Genomic DNA, 16,664 nt, shown 5'->3' on the forward strand with positions numbered 1-16,664 from the left:
CTCAGTTGCTGGGAACGAGCGGAACCACGAAGTCCTTCGCCACCGCGAGGTTTGCCGTCGCGAGATCCTTGTACTCGTCCGGGATCGGCAAAGAACAAGCCCCTTGTTGCACGCTTTCCCAGAATGCTTTGGCAGCGCAATAGGCCTTGCCCCAAACGTTTGGTCTCGCACCAATGGCCCCGATCTTGGGGGTGATCGGCAAAAGATCGGGATCGACGCCTGCGCCCAACGGCGCGTAATTCATGGGGAGAATGTCATACGCGGGGGCCACTCGGTCAATCCGGCCACCCTCATTAAAGAGAAGCGAGATGTTCTCGAAATGTCGGTCTCCGTTACCGATAAGCTCGCTAAATGCGGCCATCACGTGGATCTTAGTGGCTTCGGTGGCCGTTAGGAGTCGTGCCTGCTCGCATCGCGTCGCGAATGCGGACCAATTGTCTCGCTTCCCAAAGTACTCGTCGTCTATCGCCCTCGCAGAGAGCATGCCGACGCGACCAAAGCGTCCGATCCGATCGAATCGTTGCACCTCAAGAAAGGTATAACTATCGGTCGCGAGGAGGTGCGTCGACGCCGACGGGACGTCCGCGATATTCAGCGCCCGGAGGGCCAGATGCTCAAGCGATAGCAGTTCCGCCATGCGACTACCACGCTTGGCGAACTTCACGATCACATGGCCGACATCTTCGCTCAGAGAGAGAAACTTGGGTTGCTCGCCGCCCGCGCTGGAGCCATAGGCGGCGTCCTTGAGCTGATTGGCCATCGCCTCGTACGAGTCCAGCTTTTGCGCAGATGACACTGGCAGTAACTGACGGAATTCCATCTCCCTTTGCAGGGAGACGTCGCCGTAAATCAAATTGCCGGGGAGATTCAGTCCTCTGGTTAAGAGATAGGCGACACGATGTTCGTCGCTCCAATCCCGAAGACTCTCCGGAAGCTTCATTTCCAAAGCGACCGCTCGCGCGACCTGGCGCCCCAGGAATCCCGATGGCGTGGCGAATGCCATATACGGGGGCAGGCTTTCGTATAGCGTGTTCCGGGACGTGCCGAGTTCGAGCGTTGCCCCGCCGGTCAGAAATTCGACGCGGACGAACGGTTCAATCGCGCCTTCGGCTGAAACCCGATAGACCGTTTGACGGGGAGTTAACTCGCCGGGCAGCGGACGCAAAGTCCCGTACTTCGGGGTGCGATCCCCAGAAATTCGAAAGGTTGTGAATAGTTCAGGCGCTTCCCGAATGACCCGGGAGAGGGTGGGCTGGCTGATCGACAAATCAGCCATGATTTCTTGTGCAGTACGCGGTCCGAGCCTTAGCAGACGGCGTATTTCCTCAATTCGAAGCGATTGATCGGCCATCCGAATTCTCGGTTTGAACGTATCCATGAATATTTCATGAATAGTTCAAGAATAGTATATGCGCAAGTTCGAGGTACCTTTTGGCCGCGCCTTCTTCTCAGGTTGCCCCCACTGACACTTGATCCCAAGCGGAGGGGGGCGAGGGGCAGGGCGCTCAGCTATTGCGCACCGCCACCCCGTAAGTACTCACTATGCGACGGTCTTGTTCTGCGGCGGAGAAGGCTTCCCACAGCAGACCGTTGCAGTCGGTGCTGCTGGCGTACTCGGGGGCATCGTCGTCTTCGAAGCCAACGTGGCGAAGCTCGCCCGCGCGCGACGGCGACTGATTGATCGAGAAGTTCAGCAGGTCGGTGCGCCACATGGCGTAGGCACCCGGCACGACGGCTGCGGGCGGCTGTCCGAGACGCGCGGAATAATCGGTGATGGATTCGTCGAGATCGCGCACGGCGAGCGCGATGTGAAAGCGTTTCATGGGGTCTCCTGACGCCAGATTCGATGGGAACGCCACCGCTGCACTGTGTGAGCGCCCGCTCGCATGTTGCAGCGGATAACGCGGTACAGGCGGTACAGCGGGTACGGCGGCGAAATCCATCTTAGGCGTCGTGAGGAACGCTAACCAGACGGGCAGTTATCCCGGTATCCGCAGTGATGGGATGGGACGGGAGAGAAGGGAGCGGCGGGAGCGGCGTTAGCGGGCGCTCACTGGGGACGTTGAAAGTCGTTCTCGACCCAGGCGCGCGCACTGTTGCGTGAGAGCTTGAACGACGGCGGCACTTTGACCGTCGCAATCGTTTCGCCGAAGCGGTCGATGGCGCTCAGCATGGCGTAAGGATCGTAGTCGTCGGGCACGATATCGAGCGTGACGTCGATTTCGCCGTCCGGCCCGTCCACACTGATGCGCTTGTGCAACTGCGCGTGCAGTTGCTGTTCGTGACGCCGCAATACCTCGGCCGCCGTTTTCACCAGCGTATGGAACGCGCCGACATCCAGTGGCTTTGGATTCTTCTTGTCGCGCCCCATCGTCCACGGCCCCACGAGGGCGGGTTCCGACTCGCCGTCCTTGAACATCGCCACCGCCCAGCCGTCGTCCTCTTCGTTCTTGACGACCTTCGCCGTCCACCCGTCGTCACGCCATAGGCGGTCTTCGTGGATGGCATCGGTGCTGCTGGCGTCGTCACTCGGGATGTCTGCGGGTGTGGCGGAAGTTGCGGTCACTGTCTGAATTCGGGGTTTGGAAGTGAGATGGGTGTGAGTGCGCGCTCACAAAGACGGCGATTTTACCGCGTCCGGCGACAGCACGGACGCGTTCCCCGCCTTGCGTAGGGGCACAGCGCGCGCAGGGCGTAGCGGGCTCAGCCCTTCACCAGCCCGCCGTCGACGATGAGGTTCTGCCCGGTCACGGCACGCGCCCACGGCGAGAGAAAGTACAACACGGCGTCGGCGAACTCTTCCGGCGTCGTGACCCGGCGCAACGGCGTGAGGTTCGCAATCAGGTCGAACACGGCTTCGGGCGTGGCGGCGCTGGCATCGGTCACACGCAGAAGGCCGCCCGAGACCATGTTGACGGTGATGCCGTCGGGGCCGAGATCGTTGGACGCCGTGCGCGTGAGCGCGAGCAGAGCAGCCTTGGCGGTCGTGTAATCGTGATACGGCACGACAGGGTTCTGAAACAAGTTAGTGCCCACGTTCACGATGCGTCCGAACCCGGCTTCGCGCATGCCCGGCAGTGCGGCCTGCATCGTGTTGAGTGCGCCTTTCACGGCCCCTTCGAGCTGCTGCGAGAAGCGCGACCAGGAGATGTCGGCCAGCTTGGGGCGCGCATCGCCGTCGAAGCGGAAGTCAGCGAGCGCGTTGTTGACGACAGAGACGATGGGGCCGCCAATGCGCTCGCGGGCTTCGGCGAAAAGGCGGGCGACGGCCTTCTCGTCGGTGACGTCGGCCTGCAATGCGATAGCGCGATCGCCGAGCGATTCGGCCAGTTCGCGGGCGGCCACGTCGCTGCGCAGATAGTTGATGACGACGCCTGCGCCTTCACGCGCCACTGCGCGCGTAATGGCCGCGCCCAGTCCGCGTGCCCCACCCGTGACGAGTACCCACTGCGAATCCAGCTTCATTACGATCTCCCCTAATCCCGCAAAAGGCCGCCATTATCGCGCGTTCCGCGCGATTGTTCTTCGGGGACGAGGGGGGCTCACTCGTTGGCGGTGGCGAGTGCGGCGAGCAGTACGACCGGCAACAGTACGCACCAGAAGCCCGCGCCGTGATATGCGAAGCCGCCGAGGATGGCGCCGACGGCGAAGGCGGCCAGCGCAGGGAGCATCTTGCGCAGCCGAGTTCTGGCGGCCTTGTCGTCGCCGCAGTTGCCGCTGGCGAGTTCCACCATGTCGATCACGATCTGCGTGGTGTTGCCGGTCATGATGGTGGTCGGGGCGAGGTCGGCGAGCACCAGCCGTCCGATGGCGTTCTGGATCGCCAGCGCGGCGACGCCGAACATGCCGGAGAGAATGGCGAGCGGCGCGTCGGCCGAGATAATCGGCTGCGCAATCATGCCGATGATCATGAACCCCAGTAGCAACAACGTCTGCAAGATCAGCAACAACCGGAGCGGGCGACGGTTGGTGTTGGCAAAGCCCTGCACGATGAGCTTGACCATCGCGACGAAAATGACGAACACGGGCAACGCGAGCAACTTGGCGAGCACACCGACGTGGGTGTTGGCGACAAGTTGCACGCCAATCATCACGAAGTTGCCGGTCACGTGCGCGGTGAAGAGGCCGAACAGCGCGATGAAGCCGACCACGTCGATATAACCGGCGACAAACGCGAGCGTCATGGCGATGACGGTGGGTTTTGAGAAGTGGCTGACCCAGCTGCGGGCGAGCGTGGCGGCCTCGGTCGGCGTGGGGATGTGGCGGGGAGTACCCATGACGGCTCCTGTGTCGGCATGCGTGGCAGATGGCGTCCCGTGCAGCGTGCCAGGGTGGCCTCGATACTGCGCGCCCGAAGCGGGCATCTGTCCGGCCCCGGACGCTGATGAAGCATATCACCGGCCTGCTACGCCGGACGCCACGTCGACTCGCTATACTGCATCACACTTGCGGTCCGGCGCGACCGTCCGAACGTCTTATTGCATCGCGTGGCCTCGGTTGCATTGTCCACATCGCCGACATGAAGGTCTCCGGCCACGCGCCCCACATCGACAGGAGATTTCCATGAAGACCAGTGCCCGCAACCAATTCAACGGTAAAGTCATTGCGCTGCAACGCGGTGCCGTGAACGACGAAGTCACGCTGCGCACGGACGCCGGGCAGGAGATCGTTGCCGTCATCACGCACGAAAGCACGGTGAATCTGGGCTTGAAGGAAGGTAGCGACGCGGTGGCACTGATCAAGGCCTCGTCGGTGATCGTGATGGTCGATGCCGACGCGAGCAAGGTCTCCACGCGCAACGTGATCACCGGCAAAGTCTCGCGCGTCGAGACGGGCGCGGTGAACAGCGAAGTCGAAATTACGGCCGACAACGGTGCGATCATTGCCGCCATCGTGACGAACGAAAGCGCGAAGCGTCTGGGGCTGACGGCCGGTCGCGCTGCCGCTGCGCTGGTCAAGGCATCGAGCGTGATTCTGGCTGTCGCCTAAGTCACCAGAGTCACCTCATTCCGAATCATTCGGCAAAATTGCCTGAACGCCGGGCAATGTCACTCATGCACGGTCCCACACTGACGCCTTCGCATGCACGCCCCGAGGCGGCGTTGTTCGCCTCGCTCCTCGCGGCCAATGCCACGCCCGAGCGCCTTGCCCGCCTCGGGCTGTCGGGCGCCGCGCTGGCGGCGTTGCTGCGTCGTCACTTTCTTCCTGTGCCCGACGGATGGCAGGCGCTTGCCTCGACATTGCCGACGCCTGCGTGGGCGTCGCATGCCGTCTTCGTCGTCGAGATGAAGGAGATGATGCGCCGTCGCGCCGATCCGATACTGCATCCGGTTGAGGCGGCCGACATGGCGACGATCCTCGCCACGGCGTGTCTGCGGCCCGATCATCTCTGGCGCGATCTGGGCCTGACGGGACGCGACGACGTCACCGCGTTACTCACGCACTTTTTCCCCACGCTGGTCGCCGAGAACACGGCGAATCTGCGATGGAAGCGATTCCTCGCCGAAGCTTGCGCGCACGCCTACGGGCGCGCACCCGCGCCTGCGCCGGGTTGCCCCGGCTGTGAGGCCTATGGCGAGTGTTACGCGCACTTGCGGCAGACCATCATCCCGATCGGCGCGACGGACTCGATGCACCTGAAACGTCGTTCAGACGCAGACCAAGAACCGATGACCCCCCCCGGGACAGATGTGGCGGCCATGCGTGTCAGGCCGCGCGATTGAGCGGATTGACGGGCAGGTTGGCCAACAGAGCGGTCCGCTTCAAATGCTCACGATCGTGGAACATGTCGGTCACCAGACACATCAGGTTCTCCGCATTGCGCGACATCACGGCGGTCTTGTCGTCGTCCTCACCGCCAAGCGCCTTTTCGACGGCCAGCCGGAGTTGGTAGGCGAGTTCCCCGTCGTCGTCATTTCGATGCAGGCCGATGAGTTCGAGTGCGTCGACAAGCGACGGTGAACGTCCCAGGAACCACTGTTGTGCCTCGAGCATCCGATCTGCATTCACTTCGGCCTTTGCCTCAGGGAGCCCTTCCTCGCGCGCCGCTTCGACGATGCGACAAAGGCCAACGTCGCGCAGCGTCTCCAGCACCGGCAGTCCCTTGTATCGAAGAGACAGCAGTAGCCTTGCCATATCCGTCACGCTCGGCGGCGGTTCCGAGGGTCCCTGACACGCCCAGTCGACCTTAGATGAGACGACGTACCCGCCGATCTGGAAGGCGGGGCGTTCGTGCTCGCAGATGAGCCACGCCAACTGCTGACGATGTTCGGGCTCGACGTAGCGAAGCAGCTCGAGATACGACGCCTGCATCACATCGGTCGTTTCGGCGTTCAGCATCCGATACAGCGCCAGTTTTGCGTCCACGCGATGCGTGCCAAAAAACCAGTCCTTGATGCGTCCCCATAGGCTTTCCAGGTCTTTCTCGGTGCGCGTTCGTGCACTCGTCGATGTTCTTCGCGCTGAGGCTGGAGGCGGTGTCGCCGCAGAGTGAGAGGACCGGCGAGGACGGGTTCGTGATCATGGCGAAGATTCCTTTGCAATGCGTTTCCAATCATGAGGGCGCTGGGTTGCGCCGCTGACACTGTGACTTCTTAGTAACGATCCCTGAGCATCGTCGCGAGCCTGGATAGCTGCTCGGCATTACGGCCGATTGCGCCGCTCACGGGGGCGCCGGTGCCGTTGATCTCGATCATCAGCGCGTTGATCGCGACCCTTACGCGCACACTGAGGCCAGGAATTTCGTCGTCGCGATGCAGGCGCATGATTTGCAGGGCGTCGAGCAGCGTCGGCATTGCGCTGAGCTGCCGCTGGCATCTCCCGGTCGTCACGGGGCACTGCGGGGCATCCGTCAGATCGTGTAGCGCCAGTCCGAAGTCGTCGCCTCCCGTGAGCACGTGATGGCCGTCGAACCGAAGGCTGAGCAGCAGATGACAACTGTCTTCGAAGTCCATCCACGTGGTGTGCTTCATGTAGTCGACGACATCGTGCGCGGGCGCGAAGACAGGATCGCCGACCTGGAAGCCGATGACTTCGTGACTGGAGAGATGCCAATGCAGACGGTGCATATCTTCGGGGGCGGCGTAGCGCAGCAGTTCGGCAAACGCGGCGACCTGTTCGTCCATGGTTTTCGGATGTGCGAGCCGAAACAGCGCGCGTTGTGCCACTTCCTTGTGGGTGCCCCGGAAGAAGTCCTTGACCTGGCCCCAGATGCTTATGAGCGCATACTCGCTTTCGGCGTCCCTGCACGTCTGGATCGCCTCCTCGCTCGACGTGCACGCGACGTGACCGGAGCGCGGGAGAGGAGGGACGGAAAGCGTCGAACTCGCCATGCGATGAAATCCTTTTGTCGTGATGGGGGTGGAGCACGTCGTCGTTGCGTCGCTGCCCCGGGCCATTAATTTTGCGCAAGTGTCCGGGTGGCGAATTCCAGAAATCGCCCGGTGCGCGGCAAGAAAATTCCTGCGCTGATAGCATGTGCTTTTGCCCGCATTTCCCCGTTACCCGCGCATTGCGCAATGGGTCATCTCCCGAGGAGTTCCCCGATGTCCATCACCCTCTATCGCGCCACGATCCCCGTTTATCTCCGTGGCCTGACCGTCATGGCCGACTACATCAAGAAGGCGCGCGCGCACTGCGAAGCGACGTCGACCGACCCGGATTCGATTCTCAAGGCCAAGCTCGCGCCGGACATGCTCGATTTCGTCGCGCAGGTGCAGCGCGTGAGCGATACGGCAAAGTTCGCCGTGTCGCGCATCACCGGCGTCGAGTCGCCGAAGTTCGAGGATACGGAGACGACGTTCGATCAACTGCGCGACCGCATCGCCAATACCGAGGCTTTCATTGCGGGCATTCTCGAAGACCGTTTCGATGGGGCGGAGTCGCGCCAGATCACGCTGAAGTTCAAGGCGCAGCAGACCACGATGGACGCCGTCGACTATCTCTTCAAGTTCGCGCTGCCGAACTTCTATTTCCACGTGACGACGACGCACGACCTGCTGCGCGCGCAAGGCGTGGAAGTGGGCAAGATGGACTATCTGGGACCGTTCGAGATGCAGCCGGTCTGATGTCTTAATGAAGCGCGCCGCGTTGATGGCGTGCGTGTGCAAGAAGCGAGCGCGCCGACCCGGACAGGTGTCGGCGCGCTCGTTTTCAATGGAGTGAAGGCTGGCGGCTCAGCGCGTGGCAATCGGCAGATACATGCGAATGTCGTCGCAGAAGCCGTTGCCTACGCGCATGGCGTCTGGCTCGCGGCCGATCTCCACGAAGCCGAACGACTGGTAGAGCGCAAGCGCCGCACGATTGTCGGCGTTCACCTGAAGTGTGAGATGGCGCAGTCCCGGCTGCGAGCGTGCGAGGGCAAGGGCGGCGTCGAGGAGCGCTCGGCCAACGCCGCGCCCGACAGCGGCCGTATGGACGTACATTCCCCAAAGGAAGCCGACGTGCGCGAAGTTCGCGCGTGTCTGACGTCCCAGACCGACTACGCCCACAAGCCGTTCGTTTTCGAATGCACCAAAAACGCCCGTATCCGGGCGCACTGTCAGCCACTCGCGCACACGTTCGAGCGGCCAGTCCTTTTCTTCGGCATAGCTCGACCCGAACGCCTCCGGATGCGCCTGCAAGCCGGAAAGACGCAATGCCTGAAAGGCGAGTGCGTCGGCAGGAACGAGCCGACGCACCTGAACCGACGACACCGTGCTCATGGCAGGCGCGGTTCCATCATCGCCAGCACCGTGCGTGCGGCCTCTTCCGATGAGGCAGGGTTCTGCCCGGTGACGAGGCGTCCGTCGCCGACAACATGGGATTCCCAGTTGCCGCCTTTCTCGTATAGCCCACCCAGCCGCTTGAGTTCGTCTTCCACGAGGAACGGCACGACGTCGGTGAGGCCGACGGCGGCCTCTTCGTCGTTGGTGAAGCCGGTGACGTGGCGTCCGCGCACGAGCGGTTCGCCGTTCGCGGCACGCACCTGACGCAGCACGCCCGGGGCATGACAAACAAAGCCGATGGCCTTGCCCGCGCGCTCGAAGGCTTCGATGAGGTGAATGGAGTGCGGGTCTTGCGCAAGATCCCAGAGCGGGCCGTGGCCACCGGGATAGAAGACAGCGTCGTAGTCGTCGGCTTTGACGTCGGCGAGTTTGAGCGTGCTGGCGAGCGCCTTCTGCGCGTCGGGGTCTTCGCGAAAGCGCCGGGTGGATTCCGTTTGCGCGTCAGGCTCGTCGCTCTTGGGGTCGAGTGGCGGCTGGCCACCGGCCGGCGAAGCGAGCGTAACGGTGAGCCCTTCGTCGATGAATACGTAGTAGGGCGAGGCGAATTCTTCGAGCCAGAAGCCCGTCTTCTTGCCCGTGTCGCCCAGGCGGTCGTGCGAGGTCAGAACCATCAGGATGTTCATGAAACGTCTCCCTGTCGAATCGGCCATGCGAACCATTCTACCCGTCATGTATGATCGACGAAACCGGCGGTGAGCGCCTCGAACCTTGGAGCGAGACATGCAGTTGATCGGAATGCTGGATTCGCCGTACGTGCGTCGTACGGCGATTTGCCTGAAGTTGCTCGGGCTTGCCTTCGAGCACCGTTCGTTGTCGGTGTTCAGCACCTTCGACGCGTTTGCCGCGATCAATCCGGTCGTCAAGGCACCGACGCTCGTGACCGACGACGGCACGGTACTCATGGACTCGACCCTCATCCTCCAGTACCTGGAATCGCTGGTCGATCCGGCGCAGCGGCTGGTGCCTGTCGACCCTGCTGAGCGTGTGCGCGCGTTGCGTCTGACGGGACTGGCGCTGGCGGCCTGCGAGAAGTCGGTGCAGTTGGTGTACGAGCGCGAACTGCGTCCGAGCGAGAAGCGGCATACGCCGTGGACAGACCGTGTGCGCACCCAAGTGCACGCGGCGTTTCACGAGCTGGAACTGGAGTTAGCGCAGGTGCCCATCCTGGCAACGCCGGAGCAGATTGGCGAGCATGGCGTGGCAGTGGCCGTGGCGTGGCGTTTCCATCAGTTGCTGCTGCCGGAAGTCGACTTCGGCGCGGAGTTTCCCGAGATCGCCAACTTCTCGGCGCAGGCCGAGGCGCTGCCCGCGTTTCGCGAGACGCCACCGATCTGACGTAGCCTGACGTAGCGGGGCGGGGGCGAGGACAAGCCGGACGGCATCACCGTCCGGCATTGCTATCTACCTCAGCTCTTCAGGCGATAGCCCGTCTTGAACATCCATGCGACGACGGCGAGGAAGATCGCCAGGAACAACAGCGTCATGCCAAGACTCACGGCGACGCTCACATCTGCCAGTCCGTAAAAGCTCCAGCGAAAACCGCTGATGAGATACACGACAGGGTTGAACAGCGTCACAGCGCGCCAGAACGGCGGCAGGATGCTCGTCGAGTAGAAGCTGCCGCCAAGGAACGTGAGCGGCGTGATGATGAGCAACGGTACGAGTTGCAGCTTCTCGAAGCCATCGGCCCAGATGCCGATGATGAAACCGAGCAGGCTGAACGTTACTGCGGTGAGCACGAGGAAGAAGATCATCCAGATCGGATGTTCGATGCGCAACGGCACGAACAACGCGGCCGTGCCCAGCATGATGACCCCGAGAATGATCGACTTGGTCGCCGCCGCACCCACGTACGCGCACACGATCTCCATGTAGGACACCGGTGCGGAAAGCACCTCGTAGATCGTGCCGGTAAAGCGTGGGAAATAAATGCCGAACGAGGCGTTCGTCACACTCTGCGTGAGCAGTGAGAGCATGATCAGGCCCGGCACGATGAACGCACCGTACGGCACGCCTTCGATTTCCGGAATGCGCGAACCGATCGCCGCGCCGAACACCACAAAGTACAGCGAGGTCGAGATGACCGGCGAGATGATGCTTTGCATCAGCGTGCGACGCGTGCGTGCCATCTCGAAGTTGTAGATCGCCTTCATGGCGTAGAAATTCATGGCGCGGCTCATCCTTCTTTCCTGTGCACGAGCGAGACGAAGATGTCTTCGAGCGAGCTTTGCGTCGTGTGCAGATCCTTCACCGATATGCCGGCGCGCTCCATGTCGCGAAGCAGCGAGGCGATGGACGTCTGCTCGATGTTGGCGTCGTACGTGAACACGAGTTCGGTGCCGTTGTTGCCGAGCGTGAGGCCGTACGCGGCCAGTGCGTCGGGGACGGCGGAGACTGGCTCGGTCAGTTGCAACGCGAGCTGCTTGCTGCCCATATGCCGCATCAGTTCGGTCTTCTCCTGCACGAGCGTAATCTGACCGCCGGTAATGATGCCCACGCGGTCGGCCATTTCCTCGGCCTCTTCGATGTAGTGCGTGGTGAGGATCACGGTCACGCCGGTCTCGCGCAGCGACTGCACGAGACGCCACATGTCGCGCCGCAGTTCGACGTCCACACCGGCCGTGGGCTCATCGAGGAACAGCACGCGTGGCTCGTGCGAGAGCGCCTTGGCGATCAGCACGCGTCGCTTCATGCCGCCCGAGAGCTGCATGATGCGGCTGTCCTTCTTCTCCCACAGCGAGAGCGAGCGCAACACCTTCTCGATGTGCGCCGGATTCGCGGGCTTGCCGAACAGGCCGCGCGAGAAGGAGACGGTGGCCCACACCGATTCGAACGAGTCGGTGGTCAGCTCCTGCGGGACAAGGCCGATGGCTTCACGCGCCGCACGGTAGTCCGTGACGATGTCGTGACCGTCGACCGTCACCGTGCCCGAGGTCGGTCGCACGATGCCGCAGATGGTGCTGATAAGGGTCGTTTTGCCGGCGCCGTTCGGGCCGAGCAGGGCGAAGATCTCGCCGCGCTGGATTTCCAGGTTGATGTTCTTGAGCGCCTGGAATCCTGTCGCGTACGTCTTCGACAGATTCTGGATAGAGATCACGGATGGCATGGCGGCGACGATAGCACAGGCGTGAGGAACTTGTCGGACACGAACCGGCAGACAGCCGGGGAACAAAAAATGCTCGCCGCCCGATGGCGGGCGGCGAGCGTCGATGCGTGTGTGTCGGCGTGCCGGGAGATTCGGCGAGGGCGGAACATCAGCCCTTCGGCATTTCCTTGGGCACGATCACCATCCAGTTCATGCCGAAACGGTCCTTGACCATCCCGAACGTTTTCGCGAAGAACGTCTCGCCGAGCGGCATGTTGACCGAACCACCCTCAGCCAGCGCGTGGAACGCCTTTTCGGCAGCGCCGACTTCCGTGAAGTCGACCGACAGCGAGAAGCCCTCGAACTTCGGCTTGCCGCTCACCATGCCGTCCGAGGCCATCACCATCGATTCGCCGATGAAGAACTCGCCGTGCATGATCTTGTTGTCGCTGCCCGGTGGCAGCATGCCTTCAGGGCACTTTTCCGGACTTTCGCCGTAACGCATCAGCATGCCGCGTCGTGCGCCCAGCGTCTTTTCGTAGAAATCAATGGCTTCTTCACAACGACCTTCGAAAAACAGATAGGAATGAACTTGCATGGAGCGCTCCTCGATGTGTCGGTAAAAAAGGGGCGCAGGGACGCCCCGTTGGGGAAGTGTCATTGGGCGAAGGTCTTCGGTACCTCATCAACCATAGTGCCTTCGCATTTAATGCGCGAATGTGACGAAGCCGGTGCCGTCTGACGCACTGCAACTTGCCTTTGTGGACAGTGTACACAAACAATAGCAGACATAATGGACACTGTCCACAAGGGGTAGCAATGACAGAACAAGAAACAACGACCGGGCCGGCGCGCGCGACATACCGCCACGGCGACCTGCGCCGGGCGTTGCTGGAAGCGGGGATCGCGCTGGCGCGCGATGGGGGGCCGGACGCGGTGATCCTACGTGAGGCGACGCGTCGCGCCGGGGTCGTTCCCAATGCCGCTTACCGGCATTTCGCCAATCGTCAGGATTTGCTTGATGCGGTGCGCGCGGCGGCACTCGCCGAGCTGGCGACGGGGATCGAGCACGAGCAGGCGATGATCGACGCGGCAACGATGCCGGATGGTGTGTCTCGCTCACGCGCCGTGCTTCGCGCGGTGGGCATTGGGTATCTGCATTTTGCGCGGCGGCAGCCGGGGTTGTTCCGTACGGCGTTTGCGCCGTCCGAGAACGTGCGTTCGGCAGGCGGGCCGGAGAAGGCTGGCGCGAGCGGCCTGAATCCGTTCGAGTTGTTGGGGGCGGCGCTCGACGGCATGGTCGCGGCGGGCATCATCGACGCAGCGCAGCGGCCCGGCGCGGAGTATCTGGCCTGGTCGGCGGTACATGGTCTCGCCGTGCTAGTCATCGACGGTCCGTTGCGCGATTTGCCCGATGATCAGGTCGATGCGCTCGGGCAGCGGCTCGTCGCGATGGTGGAGAAGGGGCTGTAAGCACCCCTGAATGCAGCCGGGCTACAAGCGCGGCGTCAGCAGTTCCGCAAGCCAGTTCATGAAGGCTTGCGCACGACGTGGCAGGTGACGCCGGTTCGCGTACAGCAGCGAGACGGCCAGCGGCTCCGCCTGAAATTCCGGCATCACCTCCTGCAACTTGCCCTCTGCGATGAGGCCGCGCACGCCGCCTTCGGGCGCTTGTATGAAGCCGAGTCCGGCGACGCAGGCAGCCTGATAGGCGTCGGCGTTGTTCACCGTCAGCACGCCTTCCATGGGCCACTGCGCATAGCGCTCGCCGTCGAAATACTCCCAGCCTGCGGGACGCGTGCCGAGGGTGGTCGTGTAATGGATCAGACGGTGCTGGCTCAGGTCGTCCAGCGTCGTCGGCACGCCGTGACGTTCGAGATACGCAGGACTTGCCACATTGATCTGACGCATATGACCCAATGGCCGCGCGATCAGCGTGGAGTCGGCGACCGCGCCCACGCGCAACACGCAGTCGAACCCCTCGCGCACCAGATCGACGCGGCGGTCGGTGCTCGACAACTCCACCCGCAGCGCCGGATGCTGCGCGAGAAACGTGGGCAGCGCCGGGATGACGGTCGTGCGGGCGAGCGTCGCGGGCAGATCGACCCTCAGGCGACCGGTAAGCGCTTCATCGCGCGCCACGAACATCGTCTCCCACTCTTCCACGTCCGCAAGCAGGTCCTTGCATCGTTCGAGGCACGCCTGACCGTCCTGCGTCAGTTGTACGCGTCGCGTGGTTCGATGCAACAGGCGCGTGCCCAGCTTCGTTTCGAGTTGCTTGATGGCATTGGAGACGCTCGCGCGCGGCAGGCCGAGGCTGTCGGCGGCCTGTGTGAAACTGCCGGTTTCGGTAACGCGCACGAAAATGCGCATGGCGTCGAACTGATGCATGGGGGCGAGGGGCCAATCGTCTCGACGGACGATCGATTGTTATTTGAATTTGATCAGTGTAATCAAATTCGTCCGGTTTATTGGTGAAATTCGTTGCAATAGGATGTTGAACAGTTCAACGCGGTGTGGCCGGGCGGCCCCGCCGGATCCATTCAGCATTCAGGAGAATCACCATGACGAACAAGATCGCTCTCATTACCGGTGGCAGCCGTGGTCTGGGCCGCGCATCGGCCCTTGCCGCAGCACAACACGGCATCGACGTCATCCTCACCTATCGCAGCCAGCGCGCCGAGGCTGACGCAGTGGTCGCCGAGATCGTCAAACTGGGCGCGAAGGCCGTGGCCTTGCCGCTCGACGTTTCGGAATCGTCGCAATTCGCGCCCTTCGCCGCAGAGGTAACGCGTGTGCTGAACGAGGTCTGGAAGCGCGACACGTTCGACTTCCTCGTGAACAACGCGGGTACAGGCCTGCACAAGCCGGTGACCGAGACGACGGAAGACGAGTTCGACTTCCTCGTGCGGCTGCACCTGAAGGGGCCGTTCTTCCTCACGCAGACCTTGCTGCCGACGATCGCCGATGGCGGTCGCATCCTCAATGTGTCGAGCGGGCTTGCTCGCTTCACGTTCCCGGGCGCCTCGGCATACGCCATGATGAAGGGCGGTATCGAAGTGTTCTCGCGGTATCTGGCGAAGGAGCTGGGTGCGCGCGGCATTCGTGCCAACACGCTCGCACCGGGGGCCATCGCCACCGACTTCAACGGCGGCACCGTGCGCGACAATCAGGCCGTGCACCAGATGGTCGCGGGCACCACTGCGCTGGGACGTGTGGGCGAAGCCGACGACATCGGTGGCGTCGTGGCGGCGCTGCTCGGCGACGAAATGGGCTGGATCAACGGCCAGCGCATCGAAGCGTCGGGCGGCATGATGCTCTAAGGGGCGCGGCGACGTCGCTCAGACGAAAGACAGACGGCTCAGTGAGCCGGGCGGCGCGAGCGCATCGAACCGGACCACGCGACGGCACCGACGATGCATACGCCGCCAATCGCCATCTTGAGCGTGGGCGACGTGCCGAACAGCACCCACGCGAACGCAATCGCGTAGACGGGTTCGAGTGCGATCACGACTGCCGCCTGACTCGCCTTGACGGTACGCAGCGCGTGAATGAAGAGGGTGTAAGCCAGCGCGGTGCAGACGACGCCCAGACATGCGAGCCATCCCCATTGCGCGGCGGGAAGCGTCAGGGACTCGCGCCATGCGAACGGGCCGAGCACGACCAGAATGCCAAGACACTGCCACCAGCTTGCCTGCAGCGGCGAGGCCTGCGCGCCGAGCAGCCGGTTCGACAGGGCGATGACGGCGTAGATCGCGCCGGACAGCACACCCCACGCGAGGCCCACCGTCGCGCCTGCTTGCCAGTCGAACGCGGGCGTCACCAGCGCAAGGCCGATACAAACAAGCCCAATCACCCCGGCATCCCCCAACGTGGGACGTTCACGGCGTAGTGGCCATTCCAGCAGAATCACGAACGCGGGGAAGCAGGCGAAGCCGAGTGTGCCGACGGCCACGCCACCCGCCTTGATGGCGAGGAAGAAGGCGAGCCAGTGCACCGCCAGCAGCACGCCTGCGACGATGAGGCGCGCGCCGGATGCCATCGACAGGCCACGCCAGGGCGCACCACCGGAAAGACGCGCGGCGCTGCGCATACCGGCCAGTCCGGCGAGCGCGATGGCGGTGAGCGCGAGCCACGAGAACAGCCCGCGTCCGAAGACGATCATCGTGCTGCTCGCGGCGATGTGTTCGCCGAACAAGGCGGACGCGCCGAAGAGCATGGCCGCCACGTGCAGTGCAATCTGCTGGCTGGCGCCACCCTGCGGCGCGGCGCTCAGTGCGCCGGTCGGTGGGGACGAAGTGTCGGAGGTGGCCTCAGGCATCGCCCGAGGCGTCTGGCGGTTGGGGCACCGGCACGGCCGTGGTGTACATCACTTGCTTGAGCGCGAAGCTCGAACGAATGTTGCGGATGCCCGGAATGCGGGAGATGCGGTCGGTGATCAGCGATTCGTAAGCCGCCATGTCGCTGACCATCACGCGCAGGAGATAGTCGGCGTCGCCGGACATCAGGTAACACTCCATGACGTTCGGCAGCGCGGTCACGGCGGCTTCGAAGGCATCCAGTCCGTCACGATTCTGGTTTTCCAGCGTGACGTGGATGAAGACGTTGATGTGCAGCCCGAGGCGCGACGGGTCGAGCAGCGTCACGCGCTGCCGGATGTAGCCCGCCGCTTCAAGCGCCTTGACGCGCGCCAGACAGGGCGACGGCGACAGGTTCACGCGCGAGGCGAGTTCAACGTTGGTGAGGCGGGCGTCGGCTTGCAGCTCCCGCAGAATCTTCAAATCAATGGCGTCGAGTTCCATACCACTCTACGC

General features: G+C 63.1%; 21 protein-coding genes. 6 read left to right on the plus strand and 15 right to left on the minus strand.

Annotation, left to right across the window (positions count from 1 at the left end; translation table 11 throughout):
• Window position 1 precedes the first annotated feature (1 nt).
• The 5 genes from NA29_RS06215 to NA29_RS06235 form a co-directional block, all read right to left on the minus strand.
• Window positions 2–1,378 (minus strand): HipA domain-containing protein, encoded by a 1,377-nt coding sequence (locus NA29_RS06215; protein ID WP_052252569.1) that lies wholly within the window; start codon window positions 1,376–1,378, stop codon window positions 2–4.
• A gap of 127 nt (window positions 1,379–1,505) precedes the next feature.
• Window positions 1,506–1,823, minus strand: coding sequence for a VOC family protein (locus NA29_RS06220; protein WP_039396856.1), 318 nt, complete (start codon window positions 1,821–1,823; stop codon window positions 1,506–1,508).
• A 227-nt stretch (window positions 1,824–2,050) separates the two neighbouring features.
• Window positions 2,051–2,566, minus strand: a complete 516-nt coding sequence (locus tag NA29_RS06225; protein WP_052252570.1) for a hypothetical protein — start codon at window positions 2,564–2,566, stop codon at window positions 2,051–2,053.
• 137 nt (window positions 2,567–2,703) lie between these two features.
• A complete protein-coding gene (locus NA29_RS06230) occupies window positions 2,704–3,465 on the minus strand; it encodes a 3-oxoacyl-ACP reductase (protein ID WP_039396859.1) in 762 nt (253 codons plus the stop codon).
• Window positions 3,466–3,542: 77 nt separating this feature from the next.
• Complete coding sequence (locus tag NA29_RS06235) at window positions 3,543–4,277, minus strand: YoaK family protein (protein WP_039396860.1); 735 nt, start codon at window positions 4,275–4,277, stop codon at window positions 3,543–3,545.
• A 286-nt stretch (window positions 4,278–4,563) separates the two neighbouring features.
• Between NA29_RS06235 and NA29_RS06240 the strand changes: the two genes are divergently transcribed.
• Together NA29_RS06240 and NA29_RS06245 are read left to right on the plus strand one after the other, a co-directional pair.
• Window positions 4,564–4,989, plus strand: coding sequence for a TOBE domain-containing protein (locus tag NA29_RS06240; RefSeq protein ID WP_039396863.1), 426 nt, complete (start codon window positions 4,564–4,566; stop codon window positions 4,987–4,989).
• A gap of 56 nt (window positions 4,990–5,045) precedes the next feature.
• Entirely contained in the window at window positions 5,046–5,723 is a 678-nt protein-coding gene (locus NA29_RS06245; RefSeq protein ID WP_072633212.1) for a nitrogen fixation protein NifQ, read from the plus strand.
• Here the strand turns inward: NA29_RS06245 and NA29_RS06250 are convergent.
• Both NA29_RS06250 and NA29_RS06255 read right to left on the minus strand, forming a co-directional pair.
• Complete coding sequence (locus tag NA29_RS06250) at window positions 5,707–6,366, minus strand: hypothetical protein (RefSeq protein WP_039396864.1); 660 nt, start codon at window positions 6,364–6,366, stop codon at window positions 5,707–5,709. The two genes, NA29_RS06245 and NA29_RS06250, sit on opposite strands and share 17 nt — an antisense overlap.
• 227 nt (window positions 6,367–6,593) lie before the next feature.
• Window positions 6,594–7,331, minus strand: a complete 738-nt coding sequence (locus NA29_RS06255; protein ID WP_039396866.1) for a hypothetical protein — start codon at window positions 7,329–7,331, stop codon at window positions 6,594–6,596.
• A 213-nt stretch (window positions 7,332–7,544) separates the two neighbouring features.
• Between NA29_RS06255 and NA29_RS06260 the strand changes: the two genes are divergently transcribed.
• On the plus strand, window positions 7,545–8,066 hold the full coding sequence (locus NA29_RS06260) for a DUF1993 domain-containing protein (RefSeq protein ID WP_039396868.1): 522 nt from the start codon (window positions 7,545–7,547) through the stop codon (window positions 8,064–8,066).
• 108 nt (window positions 8,067–8,174) lie between these two features.
• Here NA29_RS06260 and NA29_RS06265 read toward each other — a convergent pair whose 3' ends face one another.
• Window positions 8,175–8,702, minus strand: a complete 528-nt coding sequence (locus NA29_RS06265) for a GNAT family N-acetyltransferase (RefSeq protein ID WP_039396871.1) — start codon at window positions 8,700–8,702, stop codon at window positions 8,175–8,177.
• Window positions 8,699–9,388, minus strand: coding sequence for a type 1 glutamine amidotransferase domain-containing protein (locus NA29_RS06270; RefSeq protein ID WP_039396875.1), 690 nt, complete (start codon window positions 9,386–9,388; stop codon window positions 8,699–8,701). Before NA29_RS06270 ends, NA29_RS06265 begins: the two co-directional genes overlap by 4 nt.
• Before the next feature lie 97 nt (window positions 9,389–9,485).
• Here NA29_RS06270 and NA29_RS06275 point away from each other — a divergent pair, with 97 nt between their 5' ends.
• A complete protein-coding gene (locus NA29_RS06275) occupies window positions 9,486–10,100 on the plus strand; it encodes a glutathione S-transferase family protein (protein ID WP_039396877.1) in 615 nt (204 codons plus the stop codon).
• A 71-nt stretch (window positions 10,101–10,171) separates the two neighbouring features.
• Here NA29_RS06275 and NA29_RS06280 read toward each other — a convergent pair whose 3' ends face one another.
• The 3 genes from NA29_RS06280 to NA29_RS06290 form a co-directional block, all read right to left on the minus strand.
• Window positions 10,172–10,933 carry an ABC transporter permease gene (locus tag NA29_RS06280; protein WP_039402551.1) on the minus strand — a complete coding sequence of 254 codons (762 nt, stop codon included), beginning with the start codon at window positions 10,931–10,933 and terminating at the stop codon, window positions 10,172–10,174.
• An 8-nt stretch (window positions 10,934–10,941) separates the two neighbouring features.
• A complete protein-coding gene (locus NA29_RS06285; protein ID WP_039396879.1) occupies window positions 10,942–11,871 on the minus strand; it encodes an ABC transporter ATP-binding protein in 930 nt (309 codons plus the stop codon).
• A 148-nt stretch (window positions 11,872–12,019) separates the two neighbouring features.
• Window positions 12,020–12,448 (minus strand): VOC family protein, encoded by a 429-nt coding sequence (locus NA29_RS06290; RefSeq protein ID WP_039396883.1) that lies wholly within the window; start codon window positions 12,446–12,448, stop codon window positions 12,020–12,022.
• 221 nt (window positions 12,449–12,669) lie between these two features.
• Here NA29_RS06290 and NA29_RS06295 point away from each other — a divergent pair, with 221 nt between their 5' ends.
• Window positions 12,670–13,323 carry a TetR/AcrR family transcriptional regulator gene (locus NA29_RS06295; protein ID WP_039396884.1) on the plus strand — a complete coding sequence of 218 codons (654 nt, stop codon included), beginning with the start codon at window positions 12,670–12,672 and terminating at the stop codon, window positions 13,321–13,323.
• A 21-nt stretch (window positions 13,324–13,344) separates the two neighbouring features.
• Here NA29_RS06295 and NA29_RS06300 read toward each other — a convergent pair whose 3' ends face one another.
• Entirely contained in the window at window positions 13,345–14,241 is an 897-nt protein-coding gene (locus tag NA29_RS06300) for a LysR family transcriptional regulator (RefSeq protein ID WP_039396886.1), read from the minus strand.
• 173 nt (window positions 14,242–14,414) lie between these two features.
• Between NA29_RS06300 and NA29_RS06305 the strand changes: the two genes are divergently transcribed.
• Entirely contained in the window at window positions 14,415–15,173 is a 759-nt protein-coding gene (locus NA29_RS06305) for an SDR family NAD(P)-dependent oxidoreductase (RefSeq protein WP_039396887.1), read from the plus strand.
• 38 nt (window positions 15,174–15,211) lie between these two features.
• On the opposite strand, the gene NA29_RS06310 is transcribed toward NA29_RS06305, so the two are convergent.
• Both NA29_RS06310 and NA29_RS06315 read right to left on the minus strand, forming a co-directional pair.
• On the minus strand, window positions 15,212–16,171 hold the full coding sequence (locus tag NA29_RS06310) for a DMT family transporter (RefSeq protein ID WP_084103498.1): 960 nt from the start codon (window positions 16,169–16,171) through the stop codon (window positions 15,212–15,214).
• The gene (locus NA29_RS06315; protein ID WP_039396891.1) at window positions 16,164–16,652 is read right to left on the minus strand and encodes an Lrp/AsnC family transcriptional regulator; all 489 of its coding nucleotides are present in this window, start codon (window positions 16,650–16,652) and stop codon (window positions 16,164–16,166) included. The genes NA29_RS06310 and NA29_RS06315 overlap by 8 nt, the downstream gene beginning before the upstream one ends.
• Between the last annotated feature and the right edge of the window lie 12 nt (window positions 16,653–16,664).

This window comes from Pandoraea sputorum, assembly GCF_000814845.2.
GTDB lineage: Bacteria > Pseudomonadota > Gammaproteobacteria > Burkholderiales > Burkholderiaceae > Pandoraea > Pandoraea sputorum.